Source organism: uncultured Agrobacterium sp., assembly GCF_913777885.1.
GTDB lineage: Bacteria > Pseudomonadota > Alphaproteobacteria > Rhizobiales > Rhizobiaceae > Agrobacterium.
The window spans coordinates 154,498-175,662 of record NZ_CAJYTV010000011.1 but is presented as its reverse complement, the minus strand read 5'-3'; the positions used below and the strand labels follow the sequence as shown (position 1 = coordinate 175,662).

Sequence of the window (21,165 nt, the reverse complement as noted above, 5' to 3'; positions counted from 1 at the left end):
CCTTATCAGCCCTTCATCATATTGACGTCTTCCACGGCGATCGATCCGCGGTTGCGGTAGAAGACTACGAGTATTGCAAGACCGATGGCCGCTTCAGCAGCCGCAACAGTCAGAATGAACAGGGCGAAGACCTGGCCGACGATATCGTTCAGCACCCAGGAAAAGGCAACCATGTTAAGATTGACAGCCAGAAGGATGAGTTCGATCGACATGAGGATGACGATAACGTTCTTGCGGTTGAGGAAGATACCGAAGATGCCGATCGTAAAGAGGATCGCGCTGACCGTCAGGTAATGGGAAAGACCGATTTCCATATTCTATATTCCTTGGATCCGTTCGCGCCTCAGAGGCCCTGACCCGGCTTGACCTTGACCGTCGTAACGGCGGTCTTAGGATCGCGGGCGACCTGGGTTGAAATGTCCTGACGCTTGATGTCGGTGCGGTGACGCAGCGTCAGCACGATGGCGCCGATCATGGCCACCAGCAGTACGAGACCTGCCAGCTGGAAGAAGTAGACGTAGTTCGTATAAAGCACGTCACCCAGGGCTGCGGTATTGGCGCGCTCAAGAGGATTGGGGATCGGCATGGTGATGGACTTGGCCGCCTGCGGGTTGAGCACGCTGCCCCCGATGACAATGATCAGTTCTGCCGCAAGAATCACACCGATAAGAGCGCCGATCGGAGCGTATTGCAGCACGCCGGAACGCAGCTCGGCGAAATCGACATCCAGCATCATGACGACGAAGAGGAACAGCACCGCCACAGCGCCGACATAAACGACCAGCAGGATCATGCCAAGGAACTCGGCACCCGTCAGCAGGAAGAGCGCGGCCGCGTTGAAGAAGGTCAGGATCAAGAAAAGAACCGAGTGAACCGGGTTCTTGGAAGCGATGACCAGAAATGCAGACGCCACGGCGACGAAAGCGAATATGTAGAAGAATACAGCGTGCAGACCCATGTTGGTGCCTTTTTGTCCTCACCGGGCAAAAGCGGCCTCCAGACCGCCCTGCCCGTTTCGTTCCCGCCAGCGATCGCCGACAGGCATTTCATCTTTTGCCATCCCCGGAGTGAAACTCCGAAGACATGGAGTAAGCCTTAGCGATAAGGCGCATCCAAAGCGAGGTTGCGCGCGATTTCGCGCTCCCAGCGATCACCATTGTCGAGAAGCTTCTGCTTGTCGAAATAGAGTTCTTCTCGGGTTTCCGTCGCAAACTCGAAATTAGGGCCTTCAACGATCGCGTCCACCGGGCAGGCTTCCTGGCAGAAGCCGCAATAGATGCACTTTACCATGTCGATGTCGTAACGAACCGTGCGGCGCGTGCCATCGTTGCGGCGCGGTCCGGCCTCGATGGTGATCGCCTGAGCGGGACAGATCGCTTCGCACAGCTTGCAGGCGATGCAGCGTTCTTCACCGTTCGGGTAGCGACGCAGCGCGTGCTCGCCGCGAAAACGCGGGCTGACGGGACCCTTTTCAAAAGGATAGTTCACCGTTGCCTTCTGTTTGAAGAAGTGGCGCATGGTCAAAAAGATCGCGCCAACGAATTCCTTAAGGAACAGCGAATTGACGGCTTGGGAAAGACTGGCCATCTCAACCTCCAAATCTGCAAGCGAGGAGTTCGGACATCATTATGCCCCTGCCGTCAGCTTGAGTACGAATGCAACAATCACGACCATGGCGAGCGACAGCGGAAGGAAGACCTTCCAGCCAAGACGCATCAACTGGTCATAGCGGTAACGCGGGACGAATGCCTTCACCAGACCGAACATGAAGAACACCATGACGCCCTTCAGTGCGAACCAGACAATGCCCGGGACCCAGTTCAGGAACCAAACATCAACGATCGGCAGCCAGCCGCCAAGGAAGAGAATGGTCGTTAGGCAGCACATCAGAACGATGGCGGCGTATTCGCCCAGCATGAACATCATGTACGGGGTGGAGCCATACTCCACCATGTGACCGGCTACAAGTTCCGATTCCGCTTCCGGCAGATCGAACGGTGGACGATTGGTTTCGGCCAACGACGAAATGAAGAAGACGATGAACATCGGGAAGAGCGGCAGCCAGTGCCAATCCAGGAACGACGCCGGCAAACCGAGCGACGTGCCGATACCGGAATGCTGCGCATTGACGATGTCCGTCAAATTCAGCGAACCGACGCAGAGCAGAACAGTGACGATCACGAGCCCGATCGAGACTTCGTAGGATACCATCTGCGCCGCGGAACGAAGCGCGCCGAGGAACGGATATTTGGAGTTAGACGCCCAGCCACCCATGATGATGCCATACACTTCAAGCGACGAAATCGCGAAGATATAAAGAATGCCGACATTGATGTTGGCGACAACCCAGCCCTGGTTGAACGGGATGACAGCGTAGGTGGCAAGTGCCAGCGTCACAGCGACAAGGGGTGCCAGCAGGAAGACGGCCTTGTTGGCGCCGGATGGAATAACCGGCTCCTTGAGGATGAACTTCAAAAGGTCGGCGAAGGACTGGAAGAGACCGAAAGGGCCCACGACGTTCGGGCCGCGGCGCAGCTGCACGGCAGCCCAGATCTTGCGGTCAGCCAGAAGCAGGAACGCGATCGCGACCAGAAGTATAACGAGAAGCAGCAGAGACTGGCCCACAATAATCAGCGCTGGCCAGACATAGCTCCAGAAAAACGAGTCCATAATCCCCTACCCTTACTCTGCCGCAGCCTTGAAGTTGTTGCGGGCCAATGCGGAACATTCGGCCATTACGGCGGACGCTCTCGCAATCGGGTTCGTCAAATAGAAATCCTTAACCGGCGTCGCGAAGGCCGCCTTGTTAAGAGTGCCGGTCTTGCCGGACAACCCCGTCAGGTCGTGAACATTGCCCGCAGCAATCTCATCGGTATCCGCAAAGTGCGGGTGCGCGATGTAAAGCTGCGCACGCAGGCCGGACAGGCTGTCGAATGGCAGCTTCTTGCCGAGAACATCGGAAAGGGCACGCAGGATCGCCCAGTCTTCACGCGCTTCGCCAGGAGCAAAGCCTGCGCGGTTGCCGAGCTGAACGCGGCCTTCTGTGTTGACCCAAATACCTGATTTTTCGGTATAGGCAGCACCCGGCAGGATGACGTCGGCATTCATCGCGCCACTGTCACCATGCGAACCGATGTAGACGGTGAGCTTTGCGGCCTTGGCCGAAAGATCGAGTTCATCCGCACCGAGCAGGAAGAGCACGTCGGAAGACGCAACGATGGAAGCTGCGTTTGCGGACGTATCCGCAGGCACGAAGCCGAGATCGAGACCGCCGACGCGCGAGGCTGCAGTATGCAGAACCGAGAAGCCGTTCCAGCCGTCGGAAACTGCACCGATGTTTCCGGCGAGCTTTGCAGCATCAGCCAGAATTGCTGCACCGTCTTCGCGTGTCAGAGCGCCTTGACCAACGATGATCATCGGGTTCTTGGCAGCCTTCAACTTCTCAACGAAGCTTCCTGAGCCATTAACCAGATCGGTCAGCGTATCGGTGCCGGCACCCAGGTACTCGTACTCGTAACGCAGCTCGCCTGCTTCACCGATCACGCCGATCGGGAAGCCGCCACGGCGCCAGCGCTTGCGGATGCGAGCGTTGAGAATAGCCGCTTCGAAGCGGGGGTTTGAGCCGATGATCAGCAGCGCATCTGCCTTTTCGATGCCCTGGATCGTCGTATTGAAGATGTAGCTGGCACGTCCGTGCGACGGATGAAGCGCTGTACCATCCTGGCGGCAATCGATATTCGTCGAGCCGAGCGATGCGAGAAGCGACTTTAGCGCGAACATTTCTTCGACGGATGCAAGATCGCCAGCAATGGCGCCGATCTTTTCACCGGTGGTGGCCGAAACGGCAGCCTTGATCGCACCGAAGGCTTCACCCCAGGTCGCAGCCTGCAAACGGCCATCTTTACGGACGTAAGGACGATCGAGACGCTGTGTCTTCAGGCCGTCCCAGATGAAGCGGCTCTTGTCAGAAATCCACTCTTCATTGATGGCTTCGTTGACGCGCGGCATAATGCGCATGACTTCACGGCCACGCGTGTCAACGCGGATTGCGGAGCCCAGAGCATCCATCACGTCGATGGTTTCGGTCTTGCCGAGCTCCCACGGACGGGCGGTGAAGGCGAAAGGCTTGGAGGTAAGAGCCCCAACCGGGCAGAGATCAACCACGTTGCCCTGCAGCTCGGAGGTCATTGCCTGCTCGAGATAGGTTGTGATTTCTGCATCCTCGCCACGACCGATCAGGCCGAGTTCGGAAATGCCGGCAACTTCCGTGGTGAAACGGACGCAGCGCGTGCAGTGGATGCAGCGGTTCATCACCGTCTTGACGAGCGGGCCGATATATTTGTCTTCAACCGCACGCTTGTTCTCAGAATAGCGCGAACCGGCAATGCCGAAGGCCATGGCCTGGTCCTGCAGGTCGCATTCGCCGCCCTGGTCGCAGATCGGGCAATCCAGCGGGTGGTTGATGAGCAGGAACTCCATCACACCTTCGCGGGCCTTCTTGACCATCGGCGTGTTGGTAAACACTTCCGGCAACTCGCCGTTCGGGCCACCGCGAATATCGCGCACACCCATGGCGCAGGAAGCCGCAGGCTTGGGCGGTCCGCCCTTCACCTCGATCAGACACATGCGGCAGTTACCGGCTACCGACAAACGCTCATGAAAACAAAAGCGCGGAACTTCGGCGCCAGCCTCCTCGCACGCCTGAAGCAGCGTGAAATGATCCGGAACCTCGATCTCTTTACCGTCAACCTTGAGCTTTGTCATGGTTCTACTTACGTCCTGTTGCCTGTCCGTCCCGCCAAACAAGCGGTCCACGACAAATCCCGATCGCATCCTGCCGTATCGGTGAGATTCGACCGGATGCTTAAATGATTTGCGGGATCGGTGAAACCCGGTCCCATGCCTTGTCACGCGCGTTAAGCGTTATTCGGCAGCTTCCATTACAGCGCCGTCATCCATGGCCCTGTAAGTGTATTGGTCGATGCGCTTTTCGATTTCCGGACGGAAATTGCGGATCAACGCCTGAACCGGCCACGCGGCAGCATCGCCAAGCGCACAGATGGTGTGGCCTTCGATCTGCTTGGTCACTTCGAACAGCATGTCGATTTCGCGCTTCTGCGCGTTGCCCTTAACCATACGCTCGAGAACGCGCCACATCCAGCCGGTGCCCTCGCGGCAAGGCGTGCATTGGCCACAGCTCTCATGCTTGAAGAAAGCCGCGATACGGGCAATCGCCTTGATGACGTCGGTGGACTTGTCCATGACGATCATGCCGCCGGTACCGAAGGACGACTTCACTTCGCGCATGCCGTCGAAGTCCATGATGGCGTCCTTCATGTCCTCACCGCGAACTATGGGGCAGGACGCGCCGCCAGGAATGACGCCCAGAAGATTGTCCCAACCGCCGCGAATGCCACCACAGTGACGCTCGATCAGCTCCTTGAAGGACAGACCCAGCGCATCTTCGAAGGTGCACGGACGCTCAACATGACCAGAGACCATGAAGAGCTTGGTGCCGACGTTGTTCGGGCGGCCGATCGAAGAGAACCAGGACGCGCCACGACGCAGGATCGTCGGTGCAACCGCAATCGATTCCACGTTGTTGACCGTGGTCGGGCAGCCATAGAGACCCATATTGGCCGGGAATGGCGGCTTCAGGCGCGGCTGGCCCTTCTTGCCTTCCAGGCTTTCGAGCAGAGCCGTTTCCTCGCCGCAGATATAGGCACCCGCGCCATGGTGAACGTAGATATCGAAGTCCCAGCCATTCTTGTTGTTAGCGCCGAGCAGACCAGCGTCATAGCACTCATCGATTGCAGCCTGAAGCGCTTCGCGCTCACGCATATATTCGCCGCGCACATAAATGTAAGCGGTATGAGCACCCATGGCGAAACCAGCAATCACGCAGCCTTCGATCAGCGTATGCGGATCGTGGCGCAGAATTTCGCGGTCCTTGCAGGTACCGGGCTCGGACTCATCGGCATTGACGACGAGGTAATGCGGGCGGCCATCGCTTTCCTTCGGCATGAAGGACCACTTCAGGCCGGTTGGGAAGCCTGCACCACCACGACCACGAAGACCGGACGCCTTCATCTCGTTGATGATCCAGTCACGGCCCTTTTCGATGATCTGCTTGGTGCCATCCCAGTGGCCACGTGCCATGTTGCCCTTGAGCGACTTGTCCTTGAGGCCGTAGAGATTGGTAAAGATACGATCTTGATCTTTCAGCATGGTTCAACCTCTCACTGCGACTTCTTGGCATCGCTGTTGGTATCGGCAGCCTTGGCATTTTCTGCTGCAGCCTTCGGCTCCGTCGCCGGCGTCTTCAGCTTCGGATCGGTTTCCGGTGTATCCGTCTTCGGCTTTGCAGCGTTGGAAGGCGGCGTCTGCGCAGCATCTGCTGCAGGCTCTTCTTTCTTGTCGAGATTGGAGCGATCCGGCTTTGTTTCTTCCGTCAACGTCGTCAGCGGACCGACAGGTGCAGACAGATGACGATCGATCTGAGGACCGGGCGTGATCGTATCACCCTTGTCTGCTTCGAAAGCATCAATGATCTCTTCCAGGCGCTCAGGCGTCAGATCCTCGTAAGCATCCTTGAAAATGATGACCATAGGCGCATTCACACATGCGCCCTGACATTCAACCTCTTCCCAAGAGAGCGTGCCGCTTTCGTTGGTATGCAGCGGATCGTGATGGATCTTGTGGCGGCAGACATCCATCAGCGCTTCAGAGCCACGCAGCATGCATGGCGTCGTGCCGCAGACCTGGATGTGAGCCTTGGTGCCCACTGGCTTGATCTGGAACTGCGTATAGAAAGTCGCAACTTCGAGAACGCGGATATAGGCCATATCCAGCATCTCGGCGATCTTCTCGATGGCGGCGCGGGTGACCCAGCCGTCTTGCTCCTGGGCGCGCATCAGCAGCGGGATGACCGCGGACTGCTGTCGTCCTTCCGGATATTTCTTGATCGTCTTTTCCGCCCACACCGTATTGTCCGCATTGAATGCGAAGCTTGCGGGCTGGAACTGATCTTCGGCTAGTCGACGAACGGACATACTTCCTCACGCCTCATCAATTTAACGATTCACACCGCGATCTCGCCACCGTGACGAACTCGCAAGCGTAAGCCGCTTTGTCTTTTTGCATAAACACAATGAATTTGCTGCCGTTTGGGAGCGAAGACTTGATCTCGTACCCCAAATCCAGCAGCTGCTTGATCGTCGAGCTGCCGCCGCTTCCACCCGACGACACGTCGCTTGTCGCCGTCTGGGCGAAGAGCGGTGTCGTGGCGGCAAGCAAAGCCGATATGGCCAGCGGCAGACGCATCAGCGGTCGACCTCCCCGAACACGATGTCGAGAGAGCCGAGCACAGCGGTCACGTCAGCGAGCTGATGACCCTTGCATAGGAAGTCCATCGCCTGCAGGTGGGCATAGCCCGGAGCGCGGATCTTGCAGCGGTAGGGCTTGTTGGTGCCATCTGCCACAACATAGACGCCGAACTCACCCTTCGGCGCTTCGACGGCCGCATACACTTCGCCAGCCGGCACGTGGTAGCCTTCGGTGTAGAGCTTGAAGTGGTGGATCAGCGCTTCCATCGAGCGCTTCATCTCACCGCGCTTCGGTGGAACAACCTTGCCATCCAGCGCCGAGACCGCACCGATGCGATGCTTGCCCGACAGAAGCTCGACGCACTGCTTCATGATCTTCACCGATTCGCGCATTTCCTGCATGCGGATCAGATATCGGTCGTAGCAGTCGCCATGCTTGCCGACCGGAATATCAAATTCGAGATCGGAATAGCATTCGTACGGCTGCGCGCGGCGCAGATCCCAGGCAGCGCCCGAACCGCGAACCATCACGCCTGTAAAGCCCCAGGCAAACGCATCTTCCAGCGACACAACGCCGATATCGACGTTACGCTGCTTGTAGATGCGGTTGTCGGTCAGAAGGCCTTCGATATTGTCGAGAACGGTGATGAACGGATCGCACCACTTGCCGATATCATCGACCAGTTCCGGTGGAATGTCCTGGTGGACACCGCCGGGACGGAAATAGGCGGCGTGCATGCGTGCGCCGCAGGCGCGCTCATAAAACACCATCAGCTTTTCGCGCTCTTCGAAGCCCCAGACCGGCGGCGTCATGGCGCCTACGTCCATGGCCTGCGTCGTGACGTTCATGATGTGCGACAGGATGCGGCCGATTTCCGAGTAGAGAACGCGGATCAACTGGCCGCGCATCGGGATTTCAAGCCCGAGCAGCCGTTCGACAGCAAGCGCAAAGGCGTGTTCCTGGTTCATCGGCGCGACATAGTCGAGACGGTCGAAGTATGGGACAGCCTGAAGATAGGTCTTGGCTTCGATCAGCTTTTCCGTGCCGCGATGAAGCAAGCCAATATGCGGATCGACGCGCTCGACGATTTCGCCATCGAGTTCCAGAACCAGACGCAGCACACCGTGCGCGGACGGATGTTCCGGACCGAAGTTGATCGTAAAATTGCGAACGTTATGTTCAGTCATCAGTGTTGCTCCGCCGACGTGATCATGGCGATGAATTCGGGGCCGGTCATGGTCTTAGTGGCCTCGGCGAACGAATAGCTTGTCGGCTTTTCGTCAATGAAAATCTGCGATGCCAGCGTGAAGCTGGACGGGTCGTTGAAGAGCTGAGCAGAAACGGCAAAATGCGCGCCATCCTTGGAGCGCCACATCACCGTGCTGCCGCACGTCTTGCAGAAGCAGCGCTCACCCCATTCGGAGGACGAATACACGCCGAGCGCGGCTGCGTTCTCAACCGATACAGACTGGCATTCAACAGCGAGGAAAACACCGCCGGACCAGCGACGGCACATGGAGCAATGGCACGCCCCCATTTCCCGGGCGCCGATCGTCGCTTCAACGCGAACGGCGCCGCAAAGACACTGTCCCTGCTCTGTGGAAATCGCTTCGCTCATTGCTTGGCCTTTTCATCGCCAGGAAGAACGTAATCCGTCCCTTCCCAAGGCGAGAGGAAGTCGAAGCTGCGGAATTCCTGCTTCAACTCCACGGGCTCGTAAAGAACGCGTTTCTGGACGTCATCGTAGCGCACTTCTACAAAACCGGTGAGCGGAAAATCCTTACGCAGCGGATGACCTTCGAAGCCGTAATCTGTGAGGATACGACGAAGATCGGAATGGCCTTCGAATGGAATGCCATACATGTCCCAGGCTTCGCGCTCGAACCACTCGGCGCCATAGAATACAGACGTCGCAGACGGAACGGCCTCGTCTTCCGCCGCTTGAAGCTTGATGCGAACACGCAGGTTCTGGCGAGGAGACAGCAGGTGATAGACAACATCGAAGCGCTTTTCGCGCTGCGGCCAGTCAACGCCGCAAATGTCGATGATGTTGACAAAACTGCACTGCACGTCGTCGCGCAGGAAGGTCAGAAGCGCGATGATGCTTTCCGGTGTCGTGTTCAGCGTCAACTCGCCATAAGCGATGGCATGCGACTCAATAAGAGAGCCGCGCGCTTCCTGCACATAGGCCGCGAAATCGTTAAGAGCTTCGCTCATTCTTCAGTCCTCTGCCCTTAACGCTCGATCGTGCCTGTGCGGCGGATTTTCTTCTGCAGCAGAAGCACGCCGTAAAGCAACGCTTCGGCCGTGGGGGGACAGCCTGGCACATAAATGTCGACTGGCACGACACGGTCGCAGCCGCGAACGACGGCGTAGGAATAGTGATAATACCCGCCGCCATTGGCACAGGAGCCCATGGAGATCACGTAACGCGGCTCCGGCATCTGGTCATAGACCTTGCGAAGTGCTGGCGCCATCTTGTTGGTGAGCGTGCCGGCAACGATCATCACGTCCGACTGCCGCGGTGAAGCGCGCGGGGCAACGCCGAAGCGCTCCATGTCGTAACGCGGACCGGACGCCTGCATGAGACCTTCGACGGCGCAGCAGGCAAGACCGAACTGCATCCACATCAGCGAGCCGGTGCGCGCCCAGGTGATGAGCTCGTCGGTCGAGGTGACGAGAAAGCCCTTGTCGGCCAGCTCGTCATTGATTTCGCTGAAATAGGCGTCGTCACTACCAACCGGTTTGCCGGTGGCTGGATCGATAATGCCCTTGGGCTTTTGCGCGATAAGCGTCGAGTCGTTTTGAACTACGCCCATTCCAGCGCTCCCTTCTTCCATTCATAGATGAAGCCGATGGTCAGAACGGCCAGAAACACCATCATGGACCAAAAGCCGAACCAGCCGAGTTCACCGAAGGACACAGCCCAAGGGAAGAGGAATGCGACTTCCAGGTCGAAGATGATGAAAAGGATCGAAACGAGATAGAATCGAATGTCGAACTTCATGCGCGCATCGTCGAACGCGTTGAAACCGCACTCGAATGCGGAAAGCTTCTCAGGATCGGGATTCTTGTAAGCAACCGCGAAAGGCGCGATCAACAGCGCCAGGCCGATGACGAGTGCGATACCGATAAAGATTGCGATTGGAATATAGGAACTGAGGAGTTCAGTCATTGTCTCTTCCTTGCCCGACCGAGTGTCGGGCACCCATTTGGAACCGACGTTCCGCAGGGCCGAATTGTGTTGCAACGCCGCAGTGGTTAGCGCAGCCGCGCCATCTCTGCAAGGGTTTAAGCACCTTTTCGCGCCAATCCCGCCACGGATTAGACACCGTCACGTCAAACAGCTGGTGCATCGATCATTCGAAGTATAGCTAAATACTTAAGAAACATCGACAAAAATCGTTTGAAAGACGCTTTTAAAAAGTCACGTAATTTTGCGCCCTCCGGTAACGTTTTATGACATCGACGAGGCACTGGAACTGGACTTTCAGGAGCAACAATGCGACGGCTCCACGGGAGCGAGATCCGATCGATCTCGCAGCGCAAACTGCCGTCTCCAAGATACAATTCAGGCTATTGGAGGTATATAAAAATGGCGCGAGTGACGGGGCTCGAACCCGCGACCTCCGGCGTGACAGGCCGGCACTCTAACCGACTGAGCTACACCCGCATCTCCTGACAGGGGGCTTTCACCCCGCTGCACGAACCGCCTCGGCTGTTCGTTGAGCGGCTAACTAAGGGGTTCGTGTGGGGGTGTCAAGCAGGTTTCACGACAAAAGAATAAGCTTATGCATTTTGCTGTAGGCGTGGACTCCCAAACGCCTGATTTTTGGGGCGATCCGCCAAAAGTGGGACGGATGCCTCAGCCACGTCTTTTCCACAGCCCGGCATTTTCTTTTGAAGGCTGCCATGATTCTTGTTCATAAGGCGCCGGCTACAGACGGGTAATGGCCTGCCCTGCCCTCTCGAACACGCAGGCATCCATTTCCCACCGATGACTCAGCATCACTGCAATTAAGAGACATCAACATTTTGGCACTGGCACCGACGTGTTCGTCCGAGCGATCTGGAGGACATTGCCTGCGCCATCTGTGGGAGGGTGACGCTTGAGGAATAACCCAACCTGGTCATAAGTCTCTGGAAAGGTTAGCCTATGATGCGGACCGATGACGTCCTTGAGTGCCGATGTGCAACGAAAATTCAGAAAAAAACAAAAAAACTTCACAAAGGCTCTTGCGGTTTCCGCTCGATCCGAATAGATCACGGCCACCGACGCGGCGGACACGATCCGCAGAACGCGAAGGGCGATTAGCTCAGTTGGTAGAGCGCCTCGTTTACACCGAGGATGTCGGGAGTTCGAGTCTCTCATCGCCCACCATCTATCTCTCCATTTGAATATATATTTTGGGCATGGTGCTCTGTTATCGGCTTCAAGCTTTTGACCGCCGCTAGTGAGTTTGAATGTCGCTATGCACTCAATTGCGGCAAGCCGCCGTATGGAAAGTGGTATTGATGCAAACTACTTCAATTGGCTTATACAATTGTCCCAGAATCGGTCGTTTCGCCTGTAGATCGATTCAAGAATTATAAAGATGTTTCAGCTCATAAGTATCTCGTCGTCCTCATGATGAGGACACGTAGTAATGGGATGAACCATGTCAGCACACACCCTCGTCACTTTGGCGCTTATTGCGCTTCCTATCTATTTCTTTTTTCGATGGGTTCAGTACGATTCGGAGAATCAGGACAAGCAGCGTTAGAGACTTAAGCTCTTCCTCTTCATTCAGAAAAGAACGCGTTGCCGAACCCAGTGCTCACCCGTCCGATAGCGAACATTCTGTCATTTTCGAAGTCGTTCGCTGTTTTGGGTTATCCAAAGTCCATCAACTGCGATTCTTAATCTTGTCTGGTGCCTCATACAGGCGACAAGAAAATGCCTTCGACGCCTGTGTGCCGTGACATGTGGGCGTTTGCTGAGGTTGCCGGACGCGTTGCGACCGGCTTCCGTTAATTTGCCATCAAGACGCCGCCGGTGTTTCCTTTCTTGCCTCGCGCAACATAAGGAAGAGCGAGGCGCAGAGAATAAGAAAAGCGCCCAGCCAGAGATAGCCGCTTGGTGCGTAGCCAAAGACAAACCAGCCCGCAAAGACGTTAAGTGGCAGCTTCAGGTCGTCGAATGGCTGGACGTAGGCAGCGTCGGCGGCGTTGTAAGCCAGCGTAAGCAAATATTGTCCTAAGGCAGTCAGCAAGCCAGCCGCAAGCAGCAGCCAGAGACTGAGCCCGTGTGGAAGCGCGAAGCCGGATGCCGCGGCGAGCCCTGCATTGATCGGCGTTAACAAAACGAGCAGCCAGACCGTCACGGTTTCAGGCGCTTCGTGATGGGTCAGGTTCTTCATGATAAGCGACGACCCGCCCCATAGCAGTGCCGAAAGAACCGGTAGCAGCGCGGACATGGTGAAGCTGTCAGACCAAGGCTGCAGAATAATCATCGCCCCGACAAAACCGGTGAGCGTCGCCAGCCATCGGTCGCGACCGACCGTTTCCCCGAGAAAGAGGCGCGCCCCAATGATGATGAAAAAAGGCGACGTCATAACCAGCGCGATCGCTTGCCATATTGGCACGGTAACAAGCCCCGTCACCCAGGCCTGAACGCCGAGGGCGGCAAGCAGCACCCGGATGATATGGCGAAAGGGATAAGCCGTCCTCATAGCACTCAGCCCCAACCGGATCAGTAAAGGCAGTGAGAGGACAAGAGCAAAGCCATATTGCCAAAAGGCTGTCGACGCCGGCGGGAAGCCGAGCGTCATCGCAAGCTCTTGGGTGATGATGTTGATAGCGGCAAAGGCGATACCCGCCAGAACCATGAAACCGGCGCCGAGAACGGCCCGGGAGCGCAAGAGCGAAACGGAACTCTGATTCATGCCATGCTTCCTTATCAAAAAGGACCAACATAAATCAGGACAGATGAGGACGACGAGAACCGCATCGCGAAAGATACGATAAAACGCACAACCGCTCCCGAATGTGCTTTCGCACTCCGGGGCAGTCACCTGACCTCATTCTCTTTCATCCGGACTATGACCGTCGGCTCCGGAATTGCACCGGATCTGCTGACCCTGCCATCTCAAGGAGAACAGGCGCTCGCGGGCTTGAGGCTTCCCCATTACCGCCGGTGGGGAATTTCACCCCGCCCTGAGAACGAATGCCGGAAAAACCGGCGAAAGAGGAGTATGACAGGACTGAACGCAACGCAAGCTGGCGCAAAAGAAAGCCCGGCGCTAAGGCCGGGCTTGCAAAACATCGAAATAAAAATCGCCTTCGTTGAATCACGAAGTCTGGACGGATCAGCTGTTGACCGCGTCCTTCAGGCCCTTGCCTGCGGAGAATTTGGGGACGTTGCGAGCAGGAATATCGACCTCTTCGCGGGTCGCCGGGTTGCGGCCCTTGGTTGCCTTGCGGTGGCTGACGCTGAAGCTACCAAAGCCAGCAAGACGAATGTCGCCACCAGCCTTCAGTTCGTTCTGTACAGTTTCAAATACGGCGTCAACGGCAGAAGCGGCGTCAGCCTTGGACAGGCCAGCCTTCTCGGCAACTGCGGAAACGAGCTCGTTCTTGTTCATGTTTCCATCCCTTTCAGTGGTATGAAACGACTCAAAATCAGGTCCGCGCAGAATAGAGTTCTATTCGCGCACCGCCACCCAAAAGCGACGGAATCGCCTGAAAAACAAGAGGTCTCGTAATCTTTTCACAAAAAAGGCCGGCATTTCTGCCGGCCTTCCAGAAGTTCTGTGCTAATTTAGCACCATAGATCGCTCGAAATCTTAATGAGCGATGGTCTGGCTGCCGTCATCGACACCTTCAACGGTCGCAATGACCGGCGTCTCAATGCTTCCATCCCACTCGATCGGCTCAGGTTTGCGGGTCAGAGCATGCTCCAGAACCTCACCCATGCGCGATACCGGAATGATCTCCATACCGTTCTTCACGTTGTCCGGAATGTCCGCCAGATCCTTGGCGTTCTCTTCCGGGATCAGCACCTTCTTGATGCCGCCGCGAAGCGCTGCGAGCAGCTTTTCCTTCAACCCACCAATCGGCAGCACACGGCCACGAAGCGTGATCTCACCGGTCATCGCCACATCCTTCGAGACGGGAATACCCGTCATGATGGAGACGATGGCCGTTGCCATGGCGACACCTGCGGACGGACCATCCTTCGGCGTCGCGCCTTCCGGCACGTGAACGTGGATGTCGCTCTTGTCGAAGCGTGGAGGCTCGATGCCGAAATCGACCGCACGCGAACGGACATAGGATGCCGCCGCCGAGATGGATTCCTTCATCACTTCCTTCAAGTTACCGGTCACGGTCATACGACCCTTGCCCGGCATCATCACGCCTTCGATGGTGAGCAACTCGCCACCCACCTCGGTCCAGGCCAGACCCGTTACCACGCCAACCTGATCCTCACGCTCTGCCTCGCCATGGCGGAAGCGCGGCACACCCAGATAGTCGTGGATGTTGTCTGCCGTGACCTCGACCGACTTGGTCTTGCCCTTGATGATCTCGGTGACGGCCTTGCGGGCAAGCTTCATCAGCTCACGCTCGAAGTTACGGACACCGGCTTCGCGGGTGTACTGCTGGATTACGGCCATCAGCGCGCCATCCGTCACGGAAAATTCTTCCGGACGCAGGGCATGTTCCTTGATAGCCTTGGGCAGCAGGTGCCGCTTGGCGATTTCGCGCTTTTCGTCTTCCGTGTAGCCGGCAATACGAATCACTTCCATACGGTCCATCAGGGGGCCAGGAATATTGAGCGTGTTGGCGGTCGTCACGAACATGACGTCTGACAGGTCGTATTCCACTTCCAGGTAGTGGTCCATGAACGTGGAGTTCTGTTCCGGATCCAGCACCTCGAGCAGCGCCGACGACGGATCGCCACGGAAATCCATGCCCATCTTGTCGATTTCGTCGAGCAGGAAGAGCGGGTTTGCCTTCTTGGCCTTCTTCATCGACTGGACGATCTTGCCCGGCATGGAGCCGATATAGGTCCTACGATGACCGCGGATCTCAGCTTCGTCACGAACGCCACCGAGCGCCATGCGAACATATTCGCGGCCGGTTGCCTTGGCGATGGACTTTGCAAGCGAGGTCTTACCAACGCCTGGAGGGCCAACAAGGCACAGGATCGGGCCGCGGATCTTCGTCGCGCGGGCCTGCACGGCCAGATATTCGACGATGCGTTCCTTGACCTTATCGAGACCGAAGTGATCGAGATCCAGAACCTGCTCGGCAGCGTTCAAATCGACCTTGACCTTGGACTTCTTACCCCATGGCAGACCAAGCAGCCAATCCAGATAGTTTCGCACGACGGTGGCTTCCGCCGACATCGGGCTCATCTGGCGCAGCTTTTTCATCTCCGCCTCAGCCTTTTCCTTGGCCTCCTTGGAGAGCTTGGTCTTGGCGATGCGCTCTTCCAGTTCAGCCATCTCGTCACGGCCGTCTTCGCCGTCGCCGAGCTCCTTCTGGATCGCCTTCATCTGCTCGTTGAGGTAATATTCGCGCTGGGTCTTTTCCATCTGGCGCTTGACGCGCGAGCGGATACGCTTCTCCACCTGCAGAACGGAAATCTCGCCTTCCATGAAGCCGAGAGCCTTTTCCAGACGCTGCTTCACGCTTACCGTCTCAAGCATTTCCTGCTTTTCGGTAATCTTGATGGAGAGATGCGATGCGACCGTATCTGCGAGTTTCGAGTAATCGTCAATTTGTCCGGCAGCACCAACGACTTCCGGGGAAATCTTCTTGTTGAGCTTTACGTAGCTCTCGAATTCGGACACCACAGAGCGCGACAGAGCTTCGATTTCGACAGGATCTTCATCCGGTTCGCTCAGGATTGATGCCGTCGCTTCGTAGAAGTCTTCTCGGCCAGTGTAATCGTCGATCTTGGCGCGGCCCTTGCCCTCGACCAGAACCTTGACGGTGCCGTCGGGCAGCTTCAGCAACTGCAGAACGTTCGCCACTGTGCCGACCTTATGAATGGCCGATGGATCGGGATCATCGTCGCTGGCGTTGATCTGGGTCACAAGCATGATCTGCCTGTCGGAGCCCATGACTTCCTCGAGCGCACGGATAGATTTTTCGCGTCCGACGAAGAGTGGAACGATCATATGCGGGAAAACGACAATGTCGCGCAGAGGGAGTACGGGATAGGTACCGCCAGATGCAGCAGACGTGATGTTCGTCATATCATTTCCTTTCCATGGTCCCGGTTAGGGACGCTTGCCGGACGTCTTGGGAAGTTTCCGGCATATTCTTATTCGTGACTGAAAGTGGCGTTTCGCACCGTCATTTTCAAGTCACGGGAACCAACAGCCCGCTTAGAATGTTTGGACAAGTTGCGCTTAACAAACGCGCGGGCTCCAAAACGCTTATACAGCCCGCATCTCACTGGCCCCTTGAGCGCGGGTTTGATGCACGATGTTCGCGAGAACATTCACCATCAGACAAAATGACTCGTAACATCTTATCAGCAAAGCGTAATTTTCTTCAAATTTAAAATCGGGAGATAGGTCGGTTATTTGCGCTTCATCAAGCACGAAGTGCCGAGCCCCTCCAGCATCCCTGCCCCACCTGCAATTCGCGTTGCGTCTTACAGACTGTGGAAAACCTGCCGATATTTTCACGGCAGACCTCAACGCAGAAAAAGGCCCGCCAATGGCGAGCCTTCTTAATTCCAAATGCGTCCGGCTTGACGATTAGGCCGAAACATTCGCCTTTTCGTCCTGACGATCGGCATAGATGTAGAGCGGGCGCGCAAGGCCGCTGACAACTTCATCCGAAATGACCACTTCTCGAACACCTTCCAACGTCGGAAGGTCGAACATTGTATCGAGCAAGATCTTTTCCATGATGGAACGCAGGCCGCGCGCACCAGTCTTGCGAGTGATCGCCTTACGAGCGATTTCGCGCAATGCGTCTTCATGGAAGGTCAGCTCGACATCTTCCATCTCGAACAGACGCTGATACTGCTTGACCAAGGCGTTCTTCGGCTCGGACAGGATCTGGATCAGCGCATCCTCGTCGAGATCTTCCAACGTTGCCAGCACCGGCAGACGACCGATGAATTCCGGAATGAGACCGAACTTCACCAGATCTTCCGGCTCAAGTTCACGCAGCACTTCGCCAACGCGGCGATCGTCTTCGGCTTTGACCGTTGCGCCGAAGCCGATCGAGGTCTTTTCGCCACGGGCAGAGATGATCTTGTCGAGACCGGCAAAGGCCCCGCCGCAGATGAAGAGAATGTTCGTCGTATCCACCTGCAGGAATTCTTGCTGCGGATGCTTGCGTCCGCCCTGCGGTGGAACGGATGCGACCGTGCCTTCCATGATCTTCAGAAGCGCTTGCTGCACGCCCTCGCCCGATACATCGCGAGTGATGGAAGGATTGTCCGACTTGCGGGAAATCTTGTCCACTTCGTCGATGTAGACGATACCGCGCTGGGCGCGCTCGACGTTGTAATCGGCAGCTTGGAGCAGCTTCAGAATGATGTTTTCGACGTCTTCACCGACATAACCGGCTTCGGTCAACGTCGTCGCGTCCGCCATGGTGAAGGGAACATCGATGATGCGCGCGAGCGTCTGGGCAAGATAGGTCTTGCCGCAACCCGTCGGGCCGACCAGCATGATGTTCGATTTCGCCAGTTCGACATCGCCGTTCTTGGAGGCGTGCGCGAGGCGCTTGTAGTGATTGTGAACGGCCACAGAGAGGATTTTTTTCGCCTGCTTCTGGCCGATGACGTATTCGTCGAGGATCTTGATGATGTCCTGCGGGGTGGGAACACCCTCACGCGACTTCACCATTGAGCTCTTGTTCTCCTCGCGGATGATGTCCATGCACAATTCGACGCATTCATCGCAGATGAACACGGTCGGCCCGGCAATCAGTTTCCGGACTTCGTGCTGGCTCTTGCCGCAGAATGAACAATAGAGTGTATTTTTCGAGTCGCCGCCGTTGCTGCCGCTGACTTTGCTCATATCTCTTTCCTTCCAGCACGCCGCAGGTCCGCAAAGCGGATCGCGGTCAACTTACCGCCTGCAAATGCGACGCCGTCTTCGGCCTTCGCATCCGCTTCGTTCCCGGGGTACTAGCCGTATCAGATACATGAGCTGACGAACGGCGGCAACGAATTCCCCTTAAAACCCCGGAACAGCCATGCTCCGGTATATCTTCGCTGCTCTCCCTCACAGCATTACGGCCTACGGAAGAGCTTGGTTCAGACTACGTCATAAAAATTCAACATAGCCTTAATATGTACTATTAGCGCTTTATTTGCCGGTTTAAAGCCCAGAATTCAATCCGCCACCATAAACCGGCAGACACTCACGCCAACATCAATTTGCGGTAACGCCTTCAATTTCCTGGCGAGAGGTGAGGATCTTGTCGATCACGCCCCAATCCTTCGCTTCTTCGGCATCCATGAAGTGGTCGCGGTCGAGCGTCTTTTCAACGTCTTCCAGCGTACGGCCCGTGTGCTTCACGTAAACTTCATTAAGGCGACGCTTCATCTTGATGATATCGCGAGCGTGGCGCTCGATATCGGATGCCTGACCTTGGAAGCCGCCGGACGGCTGGTGAACCATGATACGGGCGTTCGGTGTCGCGAAGCGCATGCCTTTTTCGCCAGCAGCCAAAAGCAACGAGCCCATGGAGGCCGCTTGGCCGACGCAGAGCGTGGAGACAGCAGGGCGAATGAACTGCATCGTATCGTAGATCGCCATGCCGGCGGTTACGACGCCGCCGGGGGAGTTGATATAAAGAGCGATTTCCTTCTTCGGGTTCTCGGCCTCGAGGAACAGAAGCTGAGCGCAAACGAGCGACGCCATGTGATCTTCGACGGGACCTGTCAGGAAGATGATGCGCTCTTTGAGAAGACGGGAGTAGATGTCATAGGAGCGCTCACCGCGATTGGTTTGCTCCACGACCATCGGCACCAGAGCCATGGCGGTATCAACTGGATTTGTCATGTCCGTCCTTTATCCAATTCTAGCCCGGAAGCTCCGCGCGCCCGGAATCACTTTTCTTCATTTCATTACATAGAGTGTCCTTGGTCAGCACTTCAAGACTGAGGCCGCGGATATCCTTAATAGGCTGGACAATTCTTCGAACGACTTAGAGATGAAACCGCACCGACGCCAGCCTGCCAACGGTCGTCAGATCATGTCATCAACGCTTGAGTCCGAGACTGGTCAACAAGCGGTTAAGGAGCTGCAGTGTGACAAATTCTTTACGTTACGTAAGGAATAAATGGCTGAACAGTATTTCGCGTTGAAATTCAGATATCTTCGGAATACACGTTGAAGTCGCATCACTTGCCCGGAGTCCGTTAGGAACGTCAATGAGCAGGTGGGATGATGCCCCTCGCGTTTCTAGTAAGAGTGTCTGGCGACATCACGCATCGAAATGCGGATAAACAAGACGTTGGGCAGCGCAGGTGAAGCCGTCTTTCACCCGAATGCTCGTGAAAATTCACATAGGATTGCCCAGTGTTTCAAGCCCAAACAGGCATGCTAATCTGGTCGCTGGAAACATCGACCCTTGCCGCACTTCTGGCCATGCTCTGGCTGCATGCGCCGTCGAAGAAGCACCATCTATTCTTCTCATGCGGCTTTGCGGCGGTGGGCCTGGGCTCTGCCCTGGTGGCCCAGAGGGGGCAACTTCCGGATTTCGTGACAATCGTGATCGGAAACCTGCTTGCGCTTTCGGCTTTCGGTTTTTGGCTGGCAGGCATGTTACGCCTGGAACGACGCAAGATTGAGGGGTGGATTGCGATCCCGGCGCTGCTCTGGCTCGCCGTCATGTTCCTGCCGGCAGTGCGTGAGAACATGCTGGCACGCGTGCTCGCCTATCACTTCTGCGCCGGGATCGGCTACATCACAATCGCCGGCGTCGTGATGACCTCCAAGCAGCCGATAACCATCACGCGAAAAGTCTTTGCTGTCGCTCTGGTATTGCATGCGCTTTCGGGCGGCCTGACCGCCGCGCTCATCATTCCTTTCAATGCGCTCAGCGGCCAGACTCTGCCTTTGACGGCCCCAGTTGCATATTCCGCAGCTTTCAGCTTCGTCGTGTTGATGATGATCGCCGTGAAGATGTTCATGGAAGACAACGAAAGACGATTGCATCGGCTGGCCGTCACGGACCATCTGACAGGTGTCCTCAATCGGCGCGGCCTGATGGAAGCATTTCCGGCGGTGAAAAAAGCACCGGAACATCGTTCTTCGCAACTCATGATCGCGCTATTCGATATAGATCATTTCAAGAAAATCAACGACCGCCACGGCCACCAGTGCGGCGACGAGGTGCTGGTGCAGTTCTGCGATCTCGTCAACCGTATCATTGGCGGCAAAGGGACATTTGTGCGTATGGGCGGAGAAGAGTTCGCTTATCTTTTGCCGCATGATGACATCACCGCAGCGTTGCGGATCGTTGATGGCGTTCGCATGTATTTCTCGCGTCTTTCCACCAACGGCAGCGAAGAGAGTTTTCATTCGACCGTCAGCATCGGTGTTCATTCAATGCCGGTGACTGAGGCAGATCTTGATTTGATGCTGAAGATGTCCGACCGCGCCCTTTATGCTGCAAAGTCCGCGGGCCGTAACAGGACCGTCTTTTATGATGGCCTGGCCAACGTCGTACTTCCGGCCGAGGACCGGGGCGAGAACCCGCATGACAACAATGCGGACCGGCAGGTGGCTGCGCTCAATCGTATTGCAGCAATCGGCAGTCATTGACCCGATTCCTGGCCTTCCAAGTCCCTTTCAACGAAGACAGGTTTCCGATAGA

The 21,165-nt window shown here is 56.4% G+C and carries 18 protein-coding genes, 2 tRNA genes, 1 pseudogene and 1 riboswitch; of the genes and pseudogenes, 2 read left to right on the top strand and 19 right to left on the bottom strand.

Annotated elements, in window-relative coordinates:
- Positions 1-5: 5 nt before the first annotated feature.
- From nuoK to QZ869_RS09310, 14 genes and pseudogenes are all read right to left on the bottom strand, one after another.
- The gene (gene nuoK / locus QZ869_RS09375; protein WP_296020959.1) at positions 6-314 is read right to left on the bottom strand and encodes an NADH-quinone oxidoreductase subunit NuoK; all 309 of its coding nucleotides are present in this window, start codon (positions 312-314) and stop codon (positions 6-8) included.
- Between the two features lie 29 nt (positions 315-343).
- On the bottom strand, positions 344-958 hold the full coding sequence (locus QZ869_RS09370; RefSeq protein WP_296020960.1) for an NADH-quinone oxidoreductase subunit J: 615 nt from the start codon (positions 956-958) through the stop codon (positions 344-346).
- A gap of 137 nt (positions 959-1,095) precedes the next feature.
- Complete coding sequence (nuoI, locus tag QZ869_RS09365) at positions 1,096-1,587, bottom strand: NADH-quinone oxidoreductase subunit NuoI (RefSeq protein ID WP_003502385.1); 492 nt, start codon at positions 1,585-1,587, stop codon at positions 1,096-1,098.
- Between the two features lie 39 nt (positions 1,588-1,626).
- A complete protein-coding gene (gene nuoH / locus QZ869_RS09360; RefSeq protein WP_296038172.1) occupies positions 1,627-2,670 on the bottom strand; it encodes an NADH-quinone oxidoreductase subunit NuoH in 1,044 nt (347 codons plus the stop codon).
- Between the two features lie 12 nt (positions 2,671-2,682).
- Complete coding sequence (gene nuoG, locus QZ869_RS09355; protein ID WP_296104199.1) at positions 2,683-4,764, bottom strand: NADH-quinone oxidoreductase subunit NuoG; 2,082 nt, start codon at positions 4,762-4,764, stop codon at positions 2,683-2,685.
- A gap of 159 nt (positions 4,765-4,923) precedes the next feature.
- Entirely contained in the window at positions 4,924-6,228 is a 1,305-nt protein-coding gene (gene nuoF / locus QZ869_RS09350; RefSeq protein ID WP_296020964.1) for an NADH-quinone oxidoreductase subunit NuoF, read from the bottom strand.
- A 41-nt stretch (positions 6,229-6,269) separates the two neighbouring features.
- Positions 6,270-7,052: pseudogene (gene nuoE, locus QZ869_RS09345) on the bottom strand (NADH-quinone oxidoreductase subunit NuoE); the annotation flags it as partial.
- Between the two features lie 16 nt (positions 7,053-7,068).
- The gene (locus tag QZ869_RS09340; RefSeq protein WP_296020966.1) at positions 7,069-7,323 is read right to left on the bottom strand and encodes a hypothetical protein; all 255 of its coding nucleotides are present in this window, start codon (positions 7,321-7,323) and stop codon (positions 7,069-7,071) included.
- Positions 7,323-8,513, bottom strand: coding sequence for an NADH-quinone oxidoreductase subunit D (locus tag QZ869_RS09335; protein WP_296020967.1), 1,191 nt, complete (start codon positions 8,511-8,513; stop codon positions 7,323-7,325). The genes QZ869_RS09340 and QZ869_RS09335 overlap by 1 nt, the downstream gene beginning before the upstream one ends.
- Positions 8,513-8,944: a GFA family protein gene (locus QZ869_RS09330; protein ID WP_296038177.1), complete on the bottom strand. Its 432-nt coding sequence runs from the start codon at positions 8,942-8,944 to the stop codon at positions 8,513-8,515. Before QZ869_RS09330 ends, QZ869_RS09335 begins: the two co-directional genes overlap by 1 nt.
- Positions 8,941-9,543, bottom strand: coding sequence for an NADH-quinone oxidoreductase subunit C (locus tag QZ869_RS09325; RefSeq protein ID WP_296020970.1), 603 nt, complete (start codon positions 9,541-9,543; stop codon positions 8,941-8,943). Before QZ869_RS09325 ends, QZ869_RS09330 begins: the two co-directional genes overlap by 4 nt.
- A 17-nt stretch (positions 9,544-9,560) precedes the next feature.
- Complete coding sequence (locus QZ869_RS09320; RefSeq protein ID WP_296020971.1) at positions 9,561-10,145, bottom strand: NADH-quinone oxidoreductase subunit B family protein; 585 nt, start codon at positions 10,143-10,145, stop codon at positions 9,561-9,563.
- Complete coding sequence (locus tag QZ869_RS09315) at positions 10,136-10,501, bottom strand: NADH-quinone oxidoreductase subunit A (protein WP_027672972.1); 366 nt, start codon at positions 10,499-10,501, stop codon at positions 10,136-10,138. Before QZ869_RS09315 ends, QZ869_RS09320 begins: the two co-directional genes overlap by 10 nt.
- A 421-nt stretch (positions 10,502-10,922) precedes the next feature.
- Positions 10,923-10,999, bottom strand: a tRNA-Asp gene (locus QZ869_RS09310).
- 632 nt (positions 11,000-11,631) lie between these two features.
- Here QZ869_RS09310 and QZ869_RS09305 point away from each other — a divergent pair.
- Positions 11,632-11,707, top strand: a tRNA-Val gene (locus tag QZ869_RS09305).
- 640 nt (positions 11,708-12,347) lie between these two features.
- Here the strand turns inward: QZ869_RS09305 and QZ869_RS09300 are convergent.
- The 5 genes from QZ869_RS09300 to clpP form a co-directional block, all read right to left on the bottom strand.
- Positions 12,348-13,250, bottom strand: a complete 903-nt coding sequence (locus QZ869_RS09300; RefSeq protein ID WP_296104195.1) for a DMT family transporter — start codon at positions 13,248-13,250, stop codon at positions 12,348-12,350.
- Between the two features lie 133 nt (positions 13,251-13,383).
- Positions 13,384-13,533: riboswitch (FMN riboswitch) on the bottom strand.
- A 140-nt stretch (positions 13,534-13,673) separates the two neighbouring features.
- Positions 13,674-13,949 (bottom strand): DNA-binding protein HupB, encoded by a 276-nt coding sequence (gene hupB / locus QZ869_RS09295; protein ID WP_062425544.1) that lies wholly within the window; start codon positions 13,947-13,949, stop codon positions 13,674-13,676.
- Positions 13,950-14,150: 201 nt separating this feature from the next.
- On the bottom strand, positions 14,151-16,568 hold the full coding sequence (lon, locus tag QZ869_RS09290; RefSeq protein WP_296038180.1) for an endopeptidase La: 2,418 nt from the start codon (positions 16,566-16,568) through the stop codon (positions 14,151-14,153).
- Positions 16,569-17,078: 510 nt separating this feature from the next.
- The gene (gene clpX / locus QZ869_RS09285; RefSeq protein ID WP_296038183.1) at positions 17,079-18,356 is read right to left on the bottom strand and encodes an ATP-dependent Clp protease ATP-binding subunit ClpX; all 1,278 of its coding nucleotides are present in this window, start codon (positions 18,354-18,356) and stop codon (positions 17,079-17,081) included.
- Positions 18,357-18,713: 357 nt separating this feature from the next.
- Complete coding sequence (gene clpP / locus QZ869_RS09280) at positions 18,714-19,346, bottom strand: ATP-dependent Clp endopeptidase proteolytic subunit ClpP (protein WP_296038185.1); 633 nt, start codon at positions 19,344-19,346, stop codon at positions 18,714-18,716.
- A gap of 519 nt (positions 19,347-19,865) precedes the next feature.
- On the opposite strand from clpP, the gene QZ869_RS09275 reads away from it, so the two are divergent.
- On the top strand, positions 19,866-21,113 hold the full coding sequence (locus QZ869_RS09275) for a GGDEF domain-containing protein (RefSeq protein WP_296104192.1): 1,248 nt from the start codon (positions 19,866-19,868) through the stop codon (positions 21,111-21,113).
- The last annotated feature ends 52 nt before the right edge of the window (positions 21,114-21,165 follow it).

Excerpts from the sequence above, each read along its gene's own strand:
- nuoK (WP_296020959.1), bottom strand. The coding sequence starts at position 314 with ATGGAAATCGGTCTTTCCCATTACCTGACGGTCAGCGCGATCCTCTTT.
- QZ869_RS09370 (WP_296020960.1), bottom strand. The coding sequence starts at position 958 with ATGGGTCTGCACGCTGTATTCTTCTACATATTCGCTTTCGTCGCCGTG.
- nuoI (WP_003502385.1), bottom strand. The coding sequence starts at position 1,587 with ATGGCCAGTCTTTCCCAAGCCGTCAATTCGCTGTTCCTTAAGGAATTC.
- nuoH (WP_296038172.1), bottom strand. The coding sequence starts at position 2,670 with ATGGACTCGTTTTTCTGGAGCTATGTCTGGCCAGCGCTGATTATTGTG.
- nuoG (WP_296104199.1), bottom strand. The coding sequence starts at position 4,764 with ATGACAAAGCTCAAGGTTGACGGTAAAGAGATCGAGGTTCCGGATCAT.
- nuoF (WP_296020964.1), bottom strand. The coding sequence starts at position 6,228 with ATGCTGAAAGATCAAGATCGTATCTTTACCAATCTCTACGGCCTCAAG.
- QZ869_RS09340 (WP_296020966.1), bottom strand. The coding sequence starts at position 7,323 with ATGCGTCTGCCGCTGGCCATATCGGCTTTGCTTGCCGCCACGACACCG.
- QZ869_RS09335 (WP_296020967.1), bottom strand. The coding sequence starts at position 8,513 with ATGACTGAACATAACGTTCGCAATTTTACGATCAACTTCGGTCCGGAA.
- QZ869_RS09330 (WP_296038177.1), bottom strand. The coding sequence starts at position 8,944 with ATGAGCGAAGCGATTTCCACAGAGCAGGGACAGTGTCTTTGCGGCGCC.
- QZ869_RS09325 (WP_296020970.1), bottom strand. The coding sequence starts at position 9,543 with ATGAGCGAAGCTCTTAACGATTTCGCGGCCTATGTGCAGGAAGCGCGC.
- QZ869_RS09320 (WP_296020971.1), bottom strand. The coding sequence starts at position 10,145 with ATGGGCGTAGTTCAAAACGACTCGACGCTTATCGCGCAAAAGCCCAAG.
- QZ869_RS09315 (WP_027672972.1), bottom strand. The coding sequence starts at position 10,501 with ATGACTGAACTCCTCAGTTCCTATATTCCAATCGCAATCTTTATCGGT.
- QZ869_RS09300 (WP_296104195.1), bottom strand. The coding sequence starts at position 13,250 with ATGAATCAGAGTTCCGTTTCGCTCTTGCGCTCCCGGGCCGTTCTCGGC.
- hupB (WP_062425544.1), bottom strand. The coding sequence starts at position 13,949 with ATGAACAAGAACGAGCTCGTTTCCGCAGTTGCCGAGAAGGCTGGCCTG.
- lon (WP_296038180.1), bottom strand. The coding sequence starts at position 16,568 with ATGACGAACATCACGTCTGCTGCATCTGGCGGTACCTATCCCGTACTC.
- clpX (WP_296038183.1), bottom strand. The coding sequence starts at position 18,356 with ATGAGCAAAGTCAGCGGCAGCAACGGCGGCGACTCGAAAAATACACTC.
- clpP (WP_296038185.1), bottom strand. The coding sequence starts at position 19,346 with ATGACAAATCCAGTTGATACCGCCATGGCTCTGGTGCCGATGGTCGTG.